This window comes from Fibrobacter sp. UWB2, from assembly GCF_002210425.1.
Taxonomy (GTDB): domain Bacteria; phylum Fibrobacterota; class Fibrobacteria; order Fibrobacterales; family Fibrobacteraceae; genus Fibrobacter; species Fibrobacter elongatus.
On sequence record NZ_MWQK01000007.1, the window covers coordinates 123583 to 142135 of the forward strand.

An 18553-nucleotide genomic window follows, 5' to 3' on the forward strand; every position below is an offset into this window, starting at 1 on the left:
CTTACGGGCTTGCAATGACGTCATTACTTGATGATGAGCATGGAATCGTCCCAAGCTTCGTGCTTTTCGAGGCCGAGGAGGTTGGCCGTCGTTGCTGCGATGTTGGAAAGACCCCAGTCGCCTTCCTTGAGGCCGAGCTTGCCGCCCGTTACGTTATCGTAAAGGATGCACGGTACCTTGTTGAGGGTGTGGCTCGTCTTGGCCTTGAAGGAACCGTCCTTGTTGACCTTCGGCATGCCGGTCTTCTTGTCGATTTCGTACATTTCGTCGGCGTTACCGTGGTCAGCCGTGATGATAGCAACACCACCGAGGGCGTCGATCACCGGGAGCAAGCGGGCGAGGCCGATGTCCACAGCTTCGATAGCCATCGTAGCAGCGCGGAAGGAACCGGTATGGCCCACCATGTCGCCGTTCGGGAAGTTGCAGCGGAGAGTCTGATACTTGCCGCTCTTCAAAGCTTCGATCATGGCGTCGGTGATTTCGGCAGCCTTCATCCACGGGCGCTGTTCGAACGGAACAACGTCAGATTCAATTTCGAGGTAGGTTTCGCCGTCGAACTTGCTGGAACGGTTACCATTCCAGAAGTAGGTCACGTGGCCGTACTTTTGCGTTTCGGAGCAGGCGAACTGCTTCACGCCAGTTTCGGCAAGCCATTCACCGCTGGTTTCCTTGATGGCCGGAGGCGGAACGAGGAAACGGTTCGGGAGCTTGAGGTCACCGTCGTACTGGAGCATGCCTGCGTAGCAGACGTGCGGGAAGCGCTTGCGGTCAAATTCATTGAAGGATTCTTCTTCGAAGGCGCGCGTGATTTCGATAGCGCGGTCGCCACGGAAGTTGAAGAACACCACGGAGTCGCCATCGTTGATGGTGCCAACCGGAGCGCCGTCCTTAGCAATCACGAACGGCGGGAGGTCCTGGTCAATAGCCTTGGTTTCGCCGCGGAGGGTTTCGATAGCCTGCGTAGCGTTGTCGAAGTAGCGGCCTTCGCCGAGCACGTGGGTCTTCCAGCCGAGTTCCACCATCTTCCAGTTAGCGTTGTAACGGTCCATGGTGATCTGCATACGGCCACCGCCAGAAGCGATGCAAACGTCGAATTCCGGGCTGCGGAGTTCGTCGAGGAACTTTTCGAACGGGCCGACGTAATCGAGAGCGGAGGTTTCCGGAACGTCACGACCGTCGAGGAGAATGTGGACGCGAACCTTCTTGACGCCTTCCTTCTTAGCCTGGGCAACCATAGCCTTGAGGTGAGCGATGTTGGAGTGAACGTTACCATCGCTGAAGAGGCCGATGAAGTGGAGAACCGTGTTCTTTTCACGAACGTTGCCGGAGATTTCCTTCCAAGCATCGCGATCGAAAATGTCGCCGCTGTTGATGGCGTCTGCAACGAGGGCTGCACCCTGGTTGTAAACCTGGCCAGCACCGATAGCGTTGTGGCCGACTTCGGAGTTACCCATGTCTTCGTTGGTCGGCATACCGACGGCGCGACCGTGGGCCTTCAAGAGAACGTTCGGGTACATCTTGAAGAGGTTGTCGAGAGTCGGGGTGCGGGCTGCCTTGATGGCGTTGCCTTCGACCTTATCGGTGATACCAAAACCGTCCATCACGATGGTGACGACCGGGCCCTTGATGCCAGGGAAGTTGGAAAGTTTCTTGAGCATATTTACTCCGTGTTTGAATTTACGAGCTCAAATATAAAAAAAAGGACCCTCACAGAGGAGGGGCCTTTTAAAGGGTTTTCGTTTTTGGACTACTGAGCAGTCGTGTAGATGAGAATCTTCATCGGTCTGTTGTTGTTTGCGTCCTTCTTATCTTCGCCCTTATCCATTGCAATGAATGCGTAGAAACCGGAGTTCGGGTTGGTGTACGGATCGTATGTATCCTTGATGCCTACGAAGAACTGGTCGTTGATGCTGGTAAAGTCGGGGTAGGTTTCCTGCAAGGAATTCTTATTGTAGAGGAAGTCCGTTGTTGTTGCGTTGGTGGGCTGATATTTCTTATTGTAGTCGTTTAAGATATCGTTGTCCTGCTTGTTGGCATAGAGGGCGAACTTGACGCCGGTTGTGCTGGACAAGCCGATTGTGGACGCACCTACGTTGAAGCAGATGTCACCTGCATCAGCAGGGGATCTTGTAGCAATGTCGATGCACTTATTGATCTTGGTGTTGATTTCAACCGTGAAGCTATCGAGCGGGACGCCTGTGACTTCCGGAGCTTCAGAAGAGGAGCTTTCCGGTGCCAAGCACCACTTGCTCGGGCGTTCGAACGGAATCTTTTCGATAGAGACGGACGGTTCAGTAACGCCGTCTTCGACAACTGCTGTAACGATGAGTTCGAAACTACCACATTCGGTATAGCCAGTTTCGAGGTTGGACATAAGGCCCCATTCCTGGAGCGGAACTGTCTGGATAAAGGTGTTTGCAAAGTCAATCGGTGTTGCAAATGCTGCAGTGCCCTGCGGATTCAGAGTTCCTGCCTTGACGACGTTGAACGTGACGGAGGTGAAGCGGGCTGCGCTTACATCAGCAACAGTGTTGGAGTCGCCGAAGTCGATGGAAATCGTACCGCTGAACTTGACCGACGTGTTACCGACGGTGGCACCAAGGCCAGTGAATACAATTGCCGTTTCTACAGACGGAGTTGCCATAGAAATCGGGCCACTCGAAGAAGAGGTGGGCGAGGGCGGAAGGCTCGGGTTGGAATCATCGCCACAAGCGACAAAACCCATTGCTCCCAAAGCGAGAGCGGAACTGAAAATAAGAGGCGCTGTAAATTTAGAACTCATTGTAAATACCCTTTTTTATAATCTTAAAGTGAAAATAAACAAAATTTGGTCGAAACGTACCAAGTATTTATCTTTTTATAATAATACAAAAATAAAATTACAAAGAGTAAGTTACGAGTTAGTTGGTGTGATGAAAAATATAATGAATTTGTAAATAAAATTATACACTACGCGTCGAGCGAGCGTATAATATCGCGGATTCGAGCGGCTTCTTCGAAGTCGAGGCGGGCTGCCGCTTCCTTCATTTGGCGTTCCAGGTCGGCGAGCTTGGACTCGGATGCTTTGGACGGTGCTCCAGAGTGTGCGCCGGGGGCCGCTTTCTTTGAGGAGCTCTTTCTAAAGCGCGAAGGCTGTAAAGGTTCCATCGGGCGGATACCCGGTTTGTCTTCCCATTCCTCTTCGTTGTCGGTGGTGTCGTCGCCGATATCGCCCAAGGGGTCGATGATTCGCAGGTCTTCTTCGATCTTGCGGGTGACGGACTTCGGTGTGATTCCGTGTTCCTTGTTGAATTCTTCCTGGAGACCGCGGCGGCGGTTTGTCTCGTCGATAGCCTTTTGCAGACTTTCAGTCATATTGTCCGCGAACAAAAGCACTGTGCCGTTCACGTTGCGGCTGGCGCGGCCCATCGTCTGGATGAGGCTCCTGTAGTTGCGGAGGAACCCTTCCTTGTCGGCGTCGAGAATCGCGACCATGCTCACTTCGGGGAGGTCGAGGCCTTCGCGTAAGAGGTTGATGCCCACGAGCACGTCGTATTCGCCGCTACGCAGTCCGCGGATGAGCTCGTGGCGTTCGAGCGTCTTGATGTCGCTATGGAGGTACTTGGCACGGACGCCTGCTTCGATGAAAAATTCCGTGAGGTCTTGCGCCATCTTCTTGGTAAGCGTCGTGACAAGCACACGGTCGCCGTTTTTGACGACTTCTTCGATGCGGTACAAGAGCACGTCCATTTGGCCCTGAATCGGGAACAGCTCGATTTTGGGGTCCAAAAGTCCGGTCGGGCGGTTGATTTGTTCCGTGACAACGCCGTTCGTCTTTTTCAGCTCGTAATCGCCAGGGGTGGCGCTCACAAAAAGCACTTGCTTCGGGTACATGTACTCGAATTCGGCGAAGTTCATCGGGCGGTTGTCGAGAGCGCAGGGGAGGCGGAAACCGTATTGCACGAGCGTGGTCTTGCGGCTCTTGTCGCCTTCGGCCATGCCGCCCACTTGCGGGATGCTCACGTGCGATTCGTCAATCATCAAAAGCCAGTCATCGCCAAAGTAGTCGATGAGCGTGAAGGGGCGTGTGCCCGGAGCGCGGTCTTCGATGATGCGCGAGTAGTTTTCGATGCCGTTGCACATGCCCGTTTCGCGGAGCATTTCCATGTCGTAGCGGGTGCGGCTCGAAAGGCGTGCCGATTCGAGAAGTTTGCCTTCTTTATCGAGTTCGGCGAGGCGGTCGGTGAGTTCCATCTGGATGCGTTGCAACATGCCCGCGCGGTTTTCTTCTTTGGTGACAAAGTGCTTTGCGGGGGCGATGGTGAGTTCTTCAACTTCCTTGATGACTTCGCCCGTGACGATGTTGAATCGGTAAAGGCGGTCGACTTCGTCGCCGAAAAGTTCAATGCGTAGCCCATCTTCGTCGTAGCTCGGGTGCACTTCGATGACGTCACCGCGAACGCGGAACGAACCTCGGTCGAGACTGAAATCGTTGCGTGAATACTGGATGTGGACAAGGTCTCGCAGAATCTTGTCGCGGTCATAAATGTCGCCCTTCTTGATACGGACCATCAAGTCGAAGTATTCGCTCGGGCTACCCAAACCGTAAATGCAGCTCACAGAGGCAACGATGATGACATCGCGGCGGGTGAGGAGGTTGGCTGTGGCGCGCAGACGGAGCTTGTCGATTTCGTCGTTGATGCTCGCGTCTTTTTCGATGAACGTGTCCGTGTGCGGGATGTAAGCTTCGGGCTGGAAGTAGTCGTAATAGCTCACGAAGTATTCCACCGCGTTGTTCGGGAAGAACGACTTGAATTCCTGGTAAAGCTGGGCGGCGAGCGTCTTGTTGTGCGTGAGGATGAGCGTCGGCTTGCCGACATTCTTGATGACGTTTGCCATCGTGAATGTCTTGCCGGAACCGGTCACGCCGAGAAGCGTCTGGAACTGTTCGCCGTTCTTGAACCCTTCGGTCAATTCTTCAATGGCTTTGGGCTGGTCGCCAGCAGCACCGTAAGGACTTACGAGGTCAAAATCCGCACGAGTGGGCGCCTGGAACTGCTTGAGTTTTCCGGGCAAGCTCTTGGAAGGCGGTAGCGGTTTCGCTATCGGTTTTGCATACGGATCAGGAGTAATAGTCTTACGTGCGCGAGCCATGTTATCAGACGAAAAATAGTAAGTAAAATTGAGGTTGTCATCCTGAGCGAAGGGCATAGCCCGAAGTCGAAGGATCCAGTGAAGTCTTGCTTCGAAATTTCTATATTTCGTTCCATGATTTGCAATCGAATTCTTGGTACGACTCATCACGGCACTTACAAGAAGGTCGTTGACGTTCCTCTTTTGCGCGAGGAACTGACGGCGCGTTCAATCCGCTGCATCGCACGCGATGGTGTCGAAATTGAAATCGATGTTTACGAAGACTTGCAAGAAGGCGATATCGTTGCCGAGACGGATTTTAACGTGTACGCGATAAAGATTTACGTGCCCAAGAAAAGGCCCGCCGAAGAACAAACGCCAAAGTTTAAGAGCTATTTGTAATTGCTTGTCGCGCAGTCGTTTCCGAGATGCGCATCGATTATTATCTTGTCATTCCCGCGAATGCGGGAATCTCCATCGAGCTAAATTTTGTTCAATCTTCTTTTTGCGTTTTAAAAGGGTGATGCCCGCTCGGAGGCAGGCATGACATGCTTAATTGATTGAAAAATATTAGCTTTTTATGTTTAAACTTTCTCGAACGTTGATTTTTTCTTTGCCGAGTAGGCGATGGAGTTTGCAGCGGAAAAGCGGGATGGCCGCGATGGTGCCGAGCGCGACAATTGGGATGGCGATATAGGCGATTCCCGGCTGGTTGATTTGTGGTCTGAAAAAGAGTCGCAGCATCAGGACAATCCACCAATGGACTGCGAGAATCACAAGTGCGTTGCGGGAAATATTGCGGAGGATTCCCTTGAAAATGCGGATGGGGGCAATGTTTGGAATCTTGCTCGCAAGCAGGAACGTGGCGATGAGTCCGATAATGCCCGTAATGGAACTTGCGACAAATTGGGGGAGGCTCTTGCCCAAATCGTTATTCATGATGCTGAAATTCGGACTTGGCGATTCCAAAAAAGCGTATGCGATAAAGCTTGCGATTCCGATGGCGGCGACGATAGCCGTGTTTTTCGTGGCGTGAGCGGCGCCCGTAGAAATGGCGCTGTGGATTTTTTTGATGGGTTCCTTGCAGAGAAAACCGCAACCAAAGAAGAATAGAATCGTGAGGTCGCGTTCAACACCAAGCGGCAAGTGAATATGGTTCTCGTTTAAAAGCCAACCGCAAAGGAGACCTTCTATGGACATGACGGCGAAAAATAGCTTGGGGTTGACTTGCTTTTTCGACATTTCGTGAAGCAGGTAAAAAAGCAAGCTGACGGAATAAAGCGTAAACACAAACCACAGCGGGCCCGCTCCGACCGAGGACTTCCCGGCAATGAAAATTTTAGCGATGTTCCAATAGATGTATTGCCATGTGTTGTTGATGTCGGGAATGGTATTCACGACCATCATTGTGGGGGATTTCGGGTAGAGTGCGAAGTTGTAAACGACCGGGTCAATGGCAAAAAATAGGAATGAAAGATAAAGATAGGGAACTAACAGAACGCGCGTTTTGTGGGTAAAGTAACTTTTAAAATTTGAGAACCGTTTCGTGCTGAAAAGAAATCCCGAAATAAAGAAAAATGCGGACATGCGAAGTGCGCTCAATTGCCACATTCCGAGGTGCGCGTTCGGAAAATTCTGCTCAATGTGGAACAGGCAAACGAGCGAAAGAACGAATCCCTTGAATTCGTCAATCCAACCGATTCTCGCTTGCCCGCTATTGCTCATAACAAAGGTCCCTGAGCCTGTCGAAGGGTTAATACCACATTTTCTCGTTGCCGATTGTAGTGCTTGGTCCGTGCCCGGGGAATACAACGGTTTCTGCCGGGAGTGTGAGGAGCTTTGACTTGATGCCGCTCACGAGGGCGGTTTCGTCACCGCCGTAGAGGTCGCTGCGACCGCGGCTCCCTGCGAAAATGATGTCGCCCGGGAAAAGGAGTGGTGGGACGTTATCTTGTCCGTTCACTTTGCCTGGATTCTCGCAGAAGAAGGCGAGACCGCCCGGGGAATGCCCTGCAACGTGAATCACTTGCAGACGGATTTCTGCAATTTCGACGATGTCGCCGTCATTCAGGTAATTGCCCAAAGCGGGGGCTAAATCGTTGCAGGGGAGGCCGAACATTTGGCTCTGTTCTTTTTGCGCATCGAGAAGGAAAGTGTCGTCTTTGTGCGCTTCGGCCTTGATGCCAAAAGTGCGCTCTGCAAAGGCGTTTCCAAGAACGTGATCCAAGTGCAAATGCGTGTTCAAAACGCGCACAACTTTCAGGTTTTCGCTCTTGAGGTAGTCTGTAAGTGCTGCCTGTTCGCGGGCATTGCTCACGCTTGGGTCAATTAAAATAGCTTCGCCCTTGCTGTTACTCAGGATGTAGCAGTTCACTCCGAACGGATTGAATACAAATTGCTTTATTTCCATAATAAACCCTTAACGTTTCTTTTGGCGATTACGTAAACGACGTTGTATGCGACGTTCCCGTTTGATGGTCTCCATCGTGACCGTGTGGAGAATGTCAATCACGCGTTCGCGGGCGTAAGACTTGTTCAGTTTTTTGTGCGTCACGTAGTCCAGCAGGCACACGCATAAAAGTAACAATCCGACAAAAATCGAGAGTGAAATCGGCCAAAGATGGACGGTGAATTTAGCTGCAACGAGACCAAATGCGGGCGGCATCAAGATTGAACCGATGTAGGAACCGGCGAGCTGGATGCTAATCGCTTGACTCGAAAGCGATTCTCCAAAACGTGCGGGGGTTGCATGGATTAGTGACGGATACACGGGTGCGCAACCGAGTCCGAGCAGGCAAATGCAGGCGGGCTGCATCCATAGCGGAAGCGGTAATGAGAGCACAAGGCAGCCTGCGGCGACGATGAAAATCCCGGCATAAATCAGGCGATGGTCGGTAAACTTGATTGCAAAAAATCCGCTTGCAATGCGGCCAATCATTACGGACGCAAACATGAGCGAAACAATGAATGCTCCGATTTCGGGTTTGAATCCGCAAGCGATGAGGTAGGTGCCGCACCAAAGACTAGTCGAAATTTCGAGTGCCGAATAAAAGAAGAACGTGAGGAACGAAAGCTTCATTCCCGGGACGCGGAGCGCCTCGCGAATGCTGATGTGCGGCGCATTATTTGCGTTGTTGTCAGGAGGCGCGGCAGTTCTCGGCGCGTTTCCTGGGCTCGCGACTTTCACATTTTCAGAACTCGCCGGGATGGTGACGTTTTCCGAGAGCCCTCCACGCGCTTCCGTTTTTTTCCACAGCGGGAGTGAAATAAGAATCAATATGAAAATTGCGGTGAGGCTTGCGGCGACATATTCGTATGCTCCACGCCAACCGCTGCCGATCATAATCGAGAACGAAAGCAATGAAGGTCCGAGAGTTGCTCCGATGCCCCAGCTTGCGTGCAGCCAGTTCGTGTGCTTGGATTCAAGATAAATGGCGGCGAAGTTGTTCATCGCCACGTCGACGGCGCCTGCGCCAATGCCCATCGGAATCGCCCAAAGGCAAAGGACGTTGAACGAGTCCGCATTTCCGTAACCGACAGAGGCTATTGCGGTCAGCGCAATGCTGTAGGCGACAAGCTTTCCTGTGCCTAAAATGCGAAGAAATTTTGGTGTGCAGAGGCTAGAGACGATTGTCCCGAGCGAGGCGATAATGGAAAGGATGCCCGCCGCAGAAATCGGCGTTTTAAGGTCTAAATGCATTAAGGGCCAAGCCGCCCCAAGAATGGTGTCGGGGAGACCTAGCCCAATAAATGCAACGTATATGACAACGAGGAGGAAAATGGCTTATTCCTTCACGCTCCAGGTCGTGCCTTCCTTAGAGTCCTTGATCACGATGTTCATCGCGGCAAGTTCATCACGGATGCGGTCGCTTTCGGCCCAGTTCTTGTTGGCGCGAGCTTCCTTGCGGGCTGCGATGAGAGCTTCGATCTTAGCGGTATCGATGTTGTCGTTCGCGCCCTTCTTCACGTATTCTTCGCGCGGCTGGTCGAGCTTGAGACCAAAGATCTTGTCGAAGTCAGCCACGAGTGCAGCCTTTTCGCCGTCATCGATGTCACTCTTGAGCATCGTGTTCATGATGCCGAGTGCGCGCGGCATGTTGAGGTCGTCGCCGATGGCGTCCTTGAATTCCTGCTGGAAAGCCTTGGCTGCTTCGCTTGTGATAGCGGTTGCCTTGCCAATCAGCGGGTCCGTCTTCTTGTGCAAGCTCTTGAAGGCTTCCTTGGCACCGGTGAGGGCTTCCCAAGTGAAGTTCAGGTAGTTGCGGTAGTGGCTGCCGAGTGCAAAGTAGCGGTAGTCGAGCGGGTTGAAGCCGCGTTCCATGAGGAGCGTGACGGTCAAGAATTCGCCCGAGGACTTGCTCATCTTGCCGAACTTCTGTTCGGTCGTGCCGTCTTCAAGCTTTTCTTCGCTTGCAGTGCGGAGAAATTCGCCATGCATCCAGAAACGGCTGAACTGAACGCCGTTGGCGCATTCGCTCTGGGCAATTTCGTTCGTGTGGTGCACGCGGATGTGGTCCGTACCACCGCAGTGGATGTCGAGCGTCGGGCCGTTGTACTTCATGGCCATGGCAGAGCATTCGATGTGCCAACCCGGGAAACCAACGCCCCACGGGCTGTCCCATTCCATAGCACGCTTCTTGTCGGTCGGGCTGAACTTCCAAAGGGCAAAGTCCGTGGCGTTGTGCTTTTCGCCCATGTCGATGCGGCTACCCTTGCGGAGGTTTTCCACGTCGAGGCGTGCAAAGTCGGCATAGCGCGGGAACTTGAGGCTGTCGAAGTAGATGCCGTCAGAGGTGCGGTAGGTGAAGCCCTTTTCTTCGAGCGTCTTCACCAAGTCAATCTGTTCCTGGATGTGGTCCGTGGCGCGGGTCCAGCGGGTCGGTTCCTGGATGTTGAGGCGGTGCCAGTCGGCCATGAATGCGTCGGTGTAGAACTTTGCGATGTCCCAGACGGACTTGCCTTCGCGGGCTGCGCCCTTTTCCATTTTATCGTCGCCGGTGTCGCCATCGCTTGTGAGGTGGCCCACGTCGGTGATGTTCACGATGTGGTTGACCTTGTAGCCGTAGTAGTTGAGCGTGCGGACCAAAAAGTCTTCAAAAATGTAAGTGCGGAGGTTGCCGATGTGGGCAAAGTGGTACACCGTCGGACCACAACAGTACATACGCACGGCGGGAACGCCTTCGGGAAGAGTGAACAGTTCTTTCTTGCGTGATGCGGTGTTGTAGAATTGAAGTGCCATAAAGCCTCCGGTTAATGCGGCGCAACATGCGCCAAACATGCTAATGCGCGAGGCAATTTAGAAATTTTTACAAGGGACGGCAATTGTGCAAAGTCAATAACCAGCTATAAGATTTGGCTAATTCCGTCAATGTCGCGGCTATCATAATCGTTAAACCCTGTTGTTTTGACTTCAACGGAAATTGGGCGACGGAATGGTCCATTTTGGAGCATGGAATTTATATTAAGAAAAAATGGAGTGTTCAATGATGTTAAAAAAGTTGCCTGTGATTGCTGCATCTGCAGCTTTGAGCTTTTGGGCATGTGGTGAAGACGGTTCTATTATGAATCCTAATGGCGGGGCGTATGCTCCCGCAGGAACCTCTTCTAGCAGTGATGCTTTTGAAATTGAATCTAGTTCCGGCGCTTTAGATATTGATGTTGAAATTTGGAGCTCTAGCAATACGGCCCCAGTTATCGGGACTTCTAGTTCAAGCAATGCATTGCCGGGCAATGTTGTTTCGAGTTCTAGCGTTGTGCCGAACGTCGGCGCCTCTAGCTCTAGCAATGTTATTCCTGTCGTGTCGTCGAGTTCTAACAATGTGGTTTCCGGTAGCTCGGAATCTGGCGACAATGAGAACGATAACGAAGATGCTAGAACTTTGGATGGTACGCAGATTCTCCTGAAACTTGCTGGAACTTCGGCAACTGTTGAAAATAACAACGGTTGCGTTGAAATTGCAGATAAAAACGCAACGATTACTTGCCCGGGTGCTTACTACGTCACCGGCGAATCGTCCGATTTCCAAGTGGTGGTGAATACTCCGGGTGCCGAAAACGAAGGCAATACGGGCATTTATCTTCACAATGCAACTATCAAGAGCTCCCATGCTCCGATTCTTGTGAAAAATGCCGACAAAACGGTTCTCCATTTGGTCAAGGGTACGACCAACGTGGTTGAAGATGGTAACGGAAATCACTTGTTCGTAAAGGTCAATGGTGCTCAGGATACGGCAAAGGCTGCTATTTATTCGAGAGACGATTTGAATATCAAGGGTGCCGGTACTTTGACCGTCAAGGGCAAGTTCAAAAACGGCATCCAGTGCAGTAACGATCTTAAAATCAAGAACGGCAACATTACTGTTGAAGCTGAAGAAAACGCCATCAAGGGCAAGGGTAGCCTCCAGATTTCTGGCGGTACGCTGAATCTCACGGCCAAGAAGGGCGATGCCCTTGAAAGTGATGAATGCGAAGAAGGTACTGATGGCAAGTGCAAGTCTTTTATTGATGGCAAGGGTATTGTCGATATCCGTGGCGGTAACATCACCATTAAAGCGGGTGATGACGGCATCCAGGCTGCACATTATGTCATGGTAAGCGATTCTACGGAACCGTCGACGGTTAAGGTGACTTCTACAGGCAAGGGCCTCGTGGCTGAAAAGTTCATCTATGTGAACGGTGGTAATATCAATGTGACTGCCGATGATGATGCTCTGCATACAAAATACAAAGTCTTCATGAACGCAGGTGATGTGACCATTTCCACGAAGGACGATGGTATCCATGCGGACTCCGCTTTGCATTTGAGCGGTTCTACGATTAATGTGGTCACTGCTTACGAAGGCTTGGAAGCGTACAAGATTTTAGCAGAAGGTGGCGTCACGGCTACGTTTGCCACAAATGATGGCTGGAACGCTGCGGGTGGCGCCAAGGAAAATGCCGGTGGCTATTCCATGTTCAGCGAATCTAGTGGTCATGCTGTGATTAGCGGCGGTCACCACTACATCGCATCGAAGGGCAACATGATTGATGTGCTTGATGCCAATGGTTCTGCAAAGATGACGGGTGGTGTGCTGATTCTCGAAATTACCGGCCAAAGCTATGAAAATGGCGGTATGGGCGGTGGCTTCCCTGGTGGTGGCGGCTGGAACATGGGTGGTGGCTTCCCGGGTATGGGCGGTCAACAGGGCGGTGGCAATGGATGCCCCTCCAATATGGCGGGCGGTCTCATCGATACGGATACAGGCTTTGAAATTACGGGCGGCGTACTCCTCGCATTCGGTGATTACTCGACCGACACGCCGAATTGCGCGTCTGTCAGTTTCACGAGTGATAACTACTATGGCACGGAAAATGCTGCGTTCAAGCCGGAATACCATGGCAGCACGATTTTCTACGGTGGTGATGTGAAGTCTGTAAGTCAGGTAAATACCGCCGGGATGAAGGAATTCAAGTTCCCGAACGGCAAGATTTACATGTACAAGTAAGTCAAGTTTTTGAATAAATAGGTACAAAAATGGCTGCGAGAAATCGCAGCCTTTTTGCTATGAAATTTTGCGATTCTATAGTAGCTTTTTCAAGCCTTCGATATTGCGGAGCACGATTGCTCCGCGTTTTATTTCGACAAGCCCCTTAGCGGCGAATTCCTTGAGCATGCGGGCTACCACTTCTCGGGCGGAATTCACGTCTCGCGCGATTTCTTCTTGTGTCTTTTTGACTTCGGGCTTGTCGCTACTTTCGTATGAATTAATCAAGTAATTGGCAAGGCGTTGGTCGAAACGCTTGAATAGCATTTGCTGAATGGCCCAAATCGTCTGTGAATAGCGTTCCGTTTCACGTTCAAAAACGAATGAACGCACGTGAATGTTCGAGTCCATGAGCTTAGCGCAAACGGAGGAGGGGATGACGAGTACACTTGTGTCTTCTTCTGCGGTGACGATTGTTTCAAATGTTAACTGATGGATCACGCAGGAGGCGGTCGAAACGCAAAATTCGTTCGCGTGCGCACGGTACAGTGTGACTTCGCGACCTTCATCCGAGATAAGGCTCACGCGGATGCCTCCGCTCAAAATGAGGATGATCCCGAGACAGGCGGAACTGTTGCTGCTAACAATTTGGTCTTTATTAAAGTGCTTGATCATCGCGCGTTGCGAAACTAACGCTTTTTCTTCAAGCGAAAGATTTCCCCAAAACGGAATTTTCTTGACAATTTGACTAATCGGTTCGACCATAAAGCGCTCCCTCTAGAGGGAATATATAAAAATCTCCCCTTTCGGGGAGCGTAGAAATTATATCATTTTGACGATTTGGTCTTTCGGGCGGACGCCAACTGCGGAGTTTGTGACTTTGCCGTCTTTCATGACCACGAGCAGCGGGATGCTAGACACGCGGAACATGGCGGCGAGATCACCTTCTTCATCGACGTTGACCTTGCAGACCTTGACTTTGTCCTTGTATTCCTCGGCAATTTCCGAGATGGTGGGCGAGAGCATGCGGCATGGGCCGCACCATTGAGCCCAGAAATCAATCAGAACGGGCTTGTCGGATTTGAGGACTTCTTGTTCAAAGTTTTCTCTAGTGATGTTTAATTCAGCCATTGTTTTACCTTTCCTTTTTTTGTTTTATTTTAAACTCTTTTCTGGGGAGTTTTCCCCTCTTTACACCTATATTTTAGATAATCACAAGGCTTTAGACTGTGACTAGGTCACATTAACGAAAAATCTTTTTTGTGTACGAAAAAAAGCCGCGATGTTAATTCGCGACCTTTATCTGGGCTGTCATTCCCGTCGTTTACTTAATGGCGATTCGTTTGGTAAGTCTTGTTACGCCTTGGCGAATTTGAACAACGTATAATCCTTTAGAAATTGAAGAAAGTTCAATGTCGCCTTTGACATCCTTTGCACTGAACACGGGGCGCCCTTGCATGTCGAATATATCGACCTTCGCGGCAGTCTTCGAAGCCAATCCTGTTACGAATAATGTGCGTCCGGCGAGGTGTATAGATATGTTGTTCAACTTGGCGAGCGTCTTGATGGCGATGGGATCGTTGCAGTTGACGGTTCCGCAATCTTTGGGCGGATTGAGAACGGACTTCGGGTAGGGCGTTTTGACTTCAGAAGCGGGGTGTGCCTTGAGGCTTGCCATAACGCTATCGTATGCGGGCTTCGGTTTGTATTGCTTGTCGTAAAGAAGTCCTTCGGTCTTGCCTTGCTGTTCGTCGAGCCAGCTGTGAGCATCGGTCAATCCCCAAATTACGAATTCGCCCATGTTCGGTTCTTCGAGGAACACGTCCATGAATTGGCGGTACAAATGCCCCTGCTTGGCGTAGTCCGCTTCGGTGAGCTTGCCTGCGGAACCTTTCGGGAATCCGATGTCGAGCTCGGTAATGTTCAATGTCACGCCGAGTTCTGCAAGAGCCTTAGCAAGGGCGCGCACGTTTTGCGGAGTCGTTTCGTGGGCGATTTCGATGTGGGTTTGCGTACCCACACAAGTTATTGGAATGTTGTTCTTTTTCCAACGCTTGACCTGTTCTACGACAAAGCTTGCCTTGGAACCTTCGCGGAGGCCCCATTCAAGGGAATAGTCGTTGTAGCAAAGTTCTGCATCTGGATCAGCTTCGTGCGCCCAGACAAATGCAGAATCCAAAAATTCGGCACCGATGCCTTCGTACCACACGGAGTTTGTGGAACGCCAGTCGGCATTGTAATCGTCATTGACGGCTTCGTTCACCACGTCCCATTCGGCGATTTGGCCTTTCCAGTGGCTGACAACTTTGGTGATGTGGTTCTTGAGGATGGCGAGCAACTTTTCTTTTTGGCCCTTATAGTCGTTTACCCAGTTTGCAACTTGGCTGTGCCAAGCGAGAGCGTGTCCGCGAACGCGGAGTCCGTTTGCCTGTGCGTATTTGACCATCTTGTCACCCTTTTCGAAGTTGAATTCGTCTTCTTTGGGCTCGGTGGCGTCGAACTTCATTTCGTTTTCGGCAACGACCACGTTGAATTGTGTCTTGTGGATTTCTTCGAATTCCGGTTCGATATCGTCGTTGAACCATTCGCTGTTCAATATGGTGCCGATAAAGCGACCGCGTTCCTTGGCGAGTTGTCGAATAGTTTCGTCAGCGGCTTGGGCGTTCATGAAACCTGCGCCTATAATTGCGGCACCGAGTGCAATGCGCGATAAAGAATGAATCTTTTTCATTTTATATCCCTCTATCAACCCATTTGCACCAACCCGAAAGATACATAAAACGTTCGAGAAAGTCAAATAAAAAAGGGACCAGGAAAATCCTAGTCCCAAGTAATTAAGAGGTGAAATCTATTTTATGGAAATCCGTTTGGTTAAATTCGTGGATCCGTTTTGCACTCGTACCACGTAAAGGCCTTCGGCAATGTTACTTAGATCGACTGTTCCGTTAATGCAATTTGTACTGTACACGGGACGACCTTGCAAATCGAGCAAGTCGACCTTCGCGGTGGTTTTCGAAGCCAATCCGGTCACGAACAGCGTGCGTCCGGCGACATGCAAAGAAAGACTATTGGGGGCATTGAACTGCTTGATGGATTGTCCCGGATCCAGTGCGGTTGAATCTTTTGTCGTGGAGTCCTTGACTGTAGAATCTGCTTTTGCTGAATCCTTCGGCGGTTCGTAAGTTTGGAGTCTCACCAAGATGCTATCGAATGCAGGCTTCGGCTTCAGATTGTCATCGTAGATAAGGCCTTTCTGTCTGTTCAGGCCGCCAAGCCAGCTCCATTTATCAGAAACACCCCAAATCAGATACGTGTCCGCATTCGGTTCTTCGAGGATAATGTCGAGGTATTGACGGAATGTTTGTCCCTGACGTTCAAGGTCGCTCTTGCTGACATTGATGCCGCTCTTGAATCCGATATCGAGTTCGGTGATTTTCAACTTGACGTTGAGTTTTGCAAGTTCCTTGGCGAGGGAGCGGAGGCTATCCGGCGAACCGATAAAGTGCTTGTCGGTGGTGGTGTCTTCCACGTGTGTCTGGGAACCCACGCAATGGATAGGAATGCCGTTTTTGACCCAACGCTTCACCTGTTCTAGCAAAAATCCCGCCTTGGCTTTCGGATTGACGCCCTGTTCGAGGTTGTAGTCGTTATAGCAGAGTTCTGCATCCGGGTCTACAGCGTGAGCCCATACGAATGCGGAGTCGATGAATTCCGGACCGATGCCCTGGTACCAAACGGAACCGGTGCGCCACTGGGGCTCGTTGTTGCTGATAGCTTCGTTCACCACGTCCCATTCGGCGACTTTGCCTTTCCAGTGCCCGACCACGTTCTGGATGTGATTCTTGAGCACCTTGAGCAGTTTCTGCTTGTCGTTCTTGTAGTTGTTCACCCAGCCCGGAACTTGGCTGTGCCAGGCGAGGGCGTGGCCACGGACGCGCATGCCGTTTTGCTGTGCGTAACGGACCATCTTGTCGCCATTGTTGTAATTGAATCTCCCTTCTTGCGGTTCGGTGGCGTCGAACTTCATCTCGTTTTCGGCAACGACGATGTTGAATTGGGATTTGTGGATCTGTTCGTAATTGCCAGGAAGGCCTCCGCCGAACCATTGCGAGTTCAAAATCGCGCCGATGTAGATTCCGTTTTTATCGGCAAGGGATCTAAGGGTTTCATCTGCGGCGAAGGCATTTGTTAATCCTGCACCGAATAGGGCCGTGCTAAGCACAAGACCCGCGAGTGCGTGAGTCTTTTTCATCTTTTGTACTCCTTTTAACCCTAATCCTAATGAGTACCCAATGTTATTTAAGATAAACAAAAAGTAAACTAAAAGATGTAAAGAAAAATATGCAAATTTCCACGATAACCAAGATAATGGTAACGCTATTGAACACCTTCCTTTTAAAATTGAATATCTTTTTATCTGTAAAATTTAAGTTGGAGGTTCTCATGTCTCGTTCCTTGAAGTTTTCGCTTGCTTTGTCGGCTGCGGTTGCCGCATCCGCATTGCTTTCTGCCTGTGAAAAACAGGATGCCCAGCAGTCTAAAACTCAGCCTGCACCGGTTGCCGAAGTGGCTCCGCAGCAGTCCAAGTCTGTGGTGGTTTATTTCTCGCAGACGGGAGCGACCAAAAAGTTGGCTCAGGTTTTCAAGGAAGCCCGCAATGCAGATGAAGTCGAACTCCAGCTTGTAAAGCCGTTCCCTTCGACATACGACAGTACAATTGCCGAAGTGCGTGCCGAACGCGAAAGCAAACAGTGGCCCGCTCTCGTAAATGCGAAACTCGACGTTGACAAGTACGATACCGTGTTCCTCGGTTATCCGATTATGTTCGGGACATTTACGACTCCGATTTACACGTTCCTCGAAGCGAACGATTTGAGCGGAAAGGTCGTGGTGCCCTTCTGCACTTACGGTAGCGGCGGTCGCAAGGCGAGCGCTAGCGAACTTAAGACTCTTGAACCGAATGCCAATGTGACTATCGCTTATGGAATTTCTAACAAGCGAATCAATGCCGAAGGCGGTGTTGAAAAGGCTAAGGAAGAAGTCGCGACATTCTTTGCAAATCTCGAAACGGGCAAGACAGAAGAAATGCTTATGGGCGGTTTCTCGGAACAGCGCCCGCTTACGGCAGAAGATTCTGCCGTGTTTGCTGCAGCTACCAAGGATTACGCCTATTTGGGCTTAAAGCCGCTCAGCGTTTCGACGCAGGTTGTCGCTGGAATGAACTACCTCTTCGTTTGCGAAATGAAGGCTTTCGGTGGACCGGCAACGCAGACGAATGTCAAAATTTTCAAACCGCTTCCGGGCCGTGGTGAACCGGAAATGATTGTCGTCGAAAAGTAAATTTGGAATATGAACTATCTATCATCTGCTCTTGTAATAGCTTTCGTTGCGTCCATCGCATCTTTTGCCGCGCCCAAAGCGAAGAAAAATGAAATCAAGGACGCTCGCGACAAGCAGAAATACCGCACTGTCGTTATTGATGGCCGCACCTGGATGGCGGACAACTTAAATTACAATGTGCCGGGTAGTACTTGCTATAGGGAAGATGATGATAACTGCATGGTCTACGGACGCCTTTACACATGGAATGCGGCAAAGTCTGCATGCCCTGCAGGGTTCCGTTTGCCAACAAATGAAGACTTCGAAAGCTTGTGGAAAGCTGCCGGTGGCGATTTCAATGCTGGCTATTTGATTAAGGCAAATTATGGATGGTCCGGTGAAACGAACGGAAACGATACGCTCAAGTTCAGTGCAATGCCATCCGGAAACATGTTCGATGACGGCACTTACGGCAACGAAAGCAAGTTCGCGTTCTTCTGGAGTGCAAACGTAGAAGGGAACGATGCATCGGTGTGGTATCTTTCGTCAAAGTCCATGGGTTTTAGCTACATGATGAAACCGAAAGCGTTCGGGTTCTCGGTAAGGTGCGTGCAGTAAGCGGATAGCTTCAGATTCTATCTTGCATAATCCTCGTCGTT

Annotated in this window: 15 protein-coding genes; 4 read left to right on the plus strand and 11 right to left on the minus strand. The window is 50.8% G+C overall.

Going from position 1 to position 18553, the window contains the following annotated elements; all coding sequences use genetic code 11:
- Positions 1-23: 23 nt before the first annotated feature.
- The 3 genes from gpmI to uvrB form a co-directional block, all read right to left on the minus strand.
- Positions 24-1658 carry a 2,3-bisphosphoglycerate-independent phosphoglycerate mutase gene (gene gpmI / locus B7982_RS13780; protein WP_088661247.1) on the minus strand — a complete coding sequence of 545 codons (1635 nt, stop codon included), beginning with the start codon at positions 1656-1658 and terminating at the stop codon, positions 24-26.
- Positions 1659-1747: 89 nt separating this feature from the next.
- Positions 1748-2782, minus strand: a complete 1035-nt coding sequence (locus tag B7982_RS13785) for a hypothetical protein (RefSeq protein ID WP_088661248.1) — start codon at positions 2780-2782, stop codon at positions 1748-1750.
- 167 nt (positions 2783-2949) lie between these two features.
- The gene (gene uvrB / locus B7982_RS13790; protein WP_233138576.1) at positions 2950-5190 is read right to left on the minus strand and encodes an excinuclease ABC subunit UvrB; all 2241 of its coding nucleotides are present in this window, start codon (positions 5188-5190) and stop codon (positions 2950-2952) included.
- Between the two features lie 57 nt (positions 5191-5247).
- Here uvrB and B7982_RS13795 point away from each other — a divergent pair, with 57 nt between their 5' ends.
- On the plus strand, positions 5248-5514 hold the full coding sequence (locus B7982_RS13795; RefSeq protein WP_144065975.1) for a hypothetical protein: 267 nt from the start codon (positions 5248-5250) through the stop codon (positions 5512-5514).
- A gap of 168 nt (positions 5515-5682) precedes the next feature.
- On the opposite strand, the gene B7982_RS13800 is transcribed toward B7982_RS13795, so the two are convergent.
- Genes B7982_RS13800 through cysS form a run of 4 tightly spaced genes read right to left on the minus strand, consistent with a single transcriptional unit; the run spans position 5683 to position 10351 of the window.
- On the minus strand, positions 5683-6837 hold the full coding sequence (locus tag B7982_RS13800; protein ID WP_088661250.1) for an acyltransferase: 1155 nt from the start codon (positions 6835-6837) through the stop codon (positions 5683-5685).
- 28 nt (positions 6838-6865) lie between these two features.
- Positions 6866-7522 (minus strand): MBL fold metallo-hydrolase, encoded by a 657-nt coding sequence (locus B7982_RS13805; protein ID WP_088661251.1) that lies wholly within the window; start codon positions 7520-7522, stop codon positions 6866-6868.
- A 9-nt stretch (positions 7523-7531) separates the two neighbouring features.
- Positions 7532-8893, minus strand: a complete 1362-nt coding sequence (locus B7982_RS13810) for a sugar MFS transporter (protein WP_088661252.1) — start codon at positions 8891-8893, stop codon at positions 7532-7534.
- Between the two features lie 3 nt (positions 8894-8896).
- On the minus strand, positions 8897-10351 hold the full coding sequence (gene cysS / locus B7982_RS13815; protein WP_014545525.1) for a cysteine--tRNA ligase: 1455 nt from the start codon (positions 10349-10351) through the stop codon (positions 8897-8899).
- Between the two features lie 244 nt (positions 10352-10595).
- On the opposite strand from cysS, the gene B7982_RS15155 reads away from it, so the two are divergent.
- A complete protein-coding gene (locus B7982_RS15155) occupies positions 10596-12596 on the plus strand; it encodes a carbohydrate-binding domain-containing protein (RefSeq protein WP_088661253.1) in 2001 nt (666 codons plus the stop codon).
- A 75-nt stretch (positions 12597-12671) separates the two neighbouring features.
- Here the strand turns inward: B7982_RS15155 and B7982_RS13825 are convergent, their stop codons facing one another.
- The 4 genes from B7982_RS13825 to B7982_RS13840 all read right to left on the minus strand — a co-directional run bounded on the left by B7982_RS13825 (position 12672) and on the right by B7982_RS13840 (position 16827).
- Entirely contained in the window at positions 12672-13340 is a 669-nt protein-coding gene (locus B7982_RS13825; protein WP_088661254.1) for a Crp/Fnr family transcriptional regulator, read from the minus strand.
- Positions 13341-13397: 57 nt separating this feature from the next.
- On the minus strand, positions 13398-13706 hold the full coding sequence (trxA, locus tag B7982_RS13830; RefSeq protein WP_014545522.1) for a thioredoxin: 309 nt from the start codon (positions 13704-13706) through the stop codon (positions 13398-13400).
- Between the two features lie 193 nt (positions 13707-13899).
- On the minus strand, positions 13900-15306 hold the full coding sequence (locus B7982_RS13835; protein ID WP_088661255.1) for an endo-1,4-beta-xylanase: 1407 nt from the start codon (positions 15304-15306) through the stop codon (positions 13900-13902).
- A 117-nt stretch (positions 15307-15423) separates the two neighbouring features.
- A complete protein-coding gene (locus tag B7982_RS13840; RefSeq protein ID WP_088661256.1) occupies positions 15424-16827 on the minus strand; it encodes an endo-1,4-beta-xylanase in 1404 nt (467 codons plus the stop codon).
- Positions 16828-17018: 191 nt separating this feature from the next.
- On the opposite strand from B7982_RS13840, the gene B7982_RS13845 reads away from it, so the two are divergent.
- Both B7982_RS13845 and B7982_RS13850 read left to right on the plus strand, forming a co-directional pair.
- Complete coding sequence (locus B7982_RS13845) at positions 17019-17915, plus strand: flavodoxin (RefSeq protein WP_088661257.1); 897 nt, start codon at positions 17019-17021, stop codon at positions 17913-17915.
- A gap of 9 nt (positions 17916-17924) precedes the next feature.
- The gene (locus B7982_RS13850) at positions 17925-18512 is read left to right on the plus strand and encodes a fibrobacter succinogenes major paralogous domain-containing protein (protein WP_088661258.1); all 588 of its coding nucleotides are present in this window, start codon (positions 17925-17927) and stop codon (positions 18510-18512) included.
- Positions 18513-18553 lie beyond the last annotated feature (41 nt).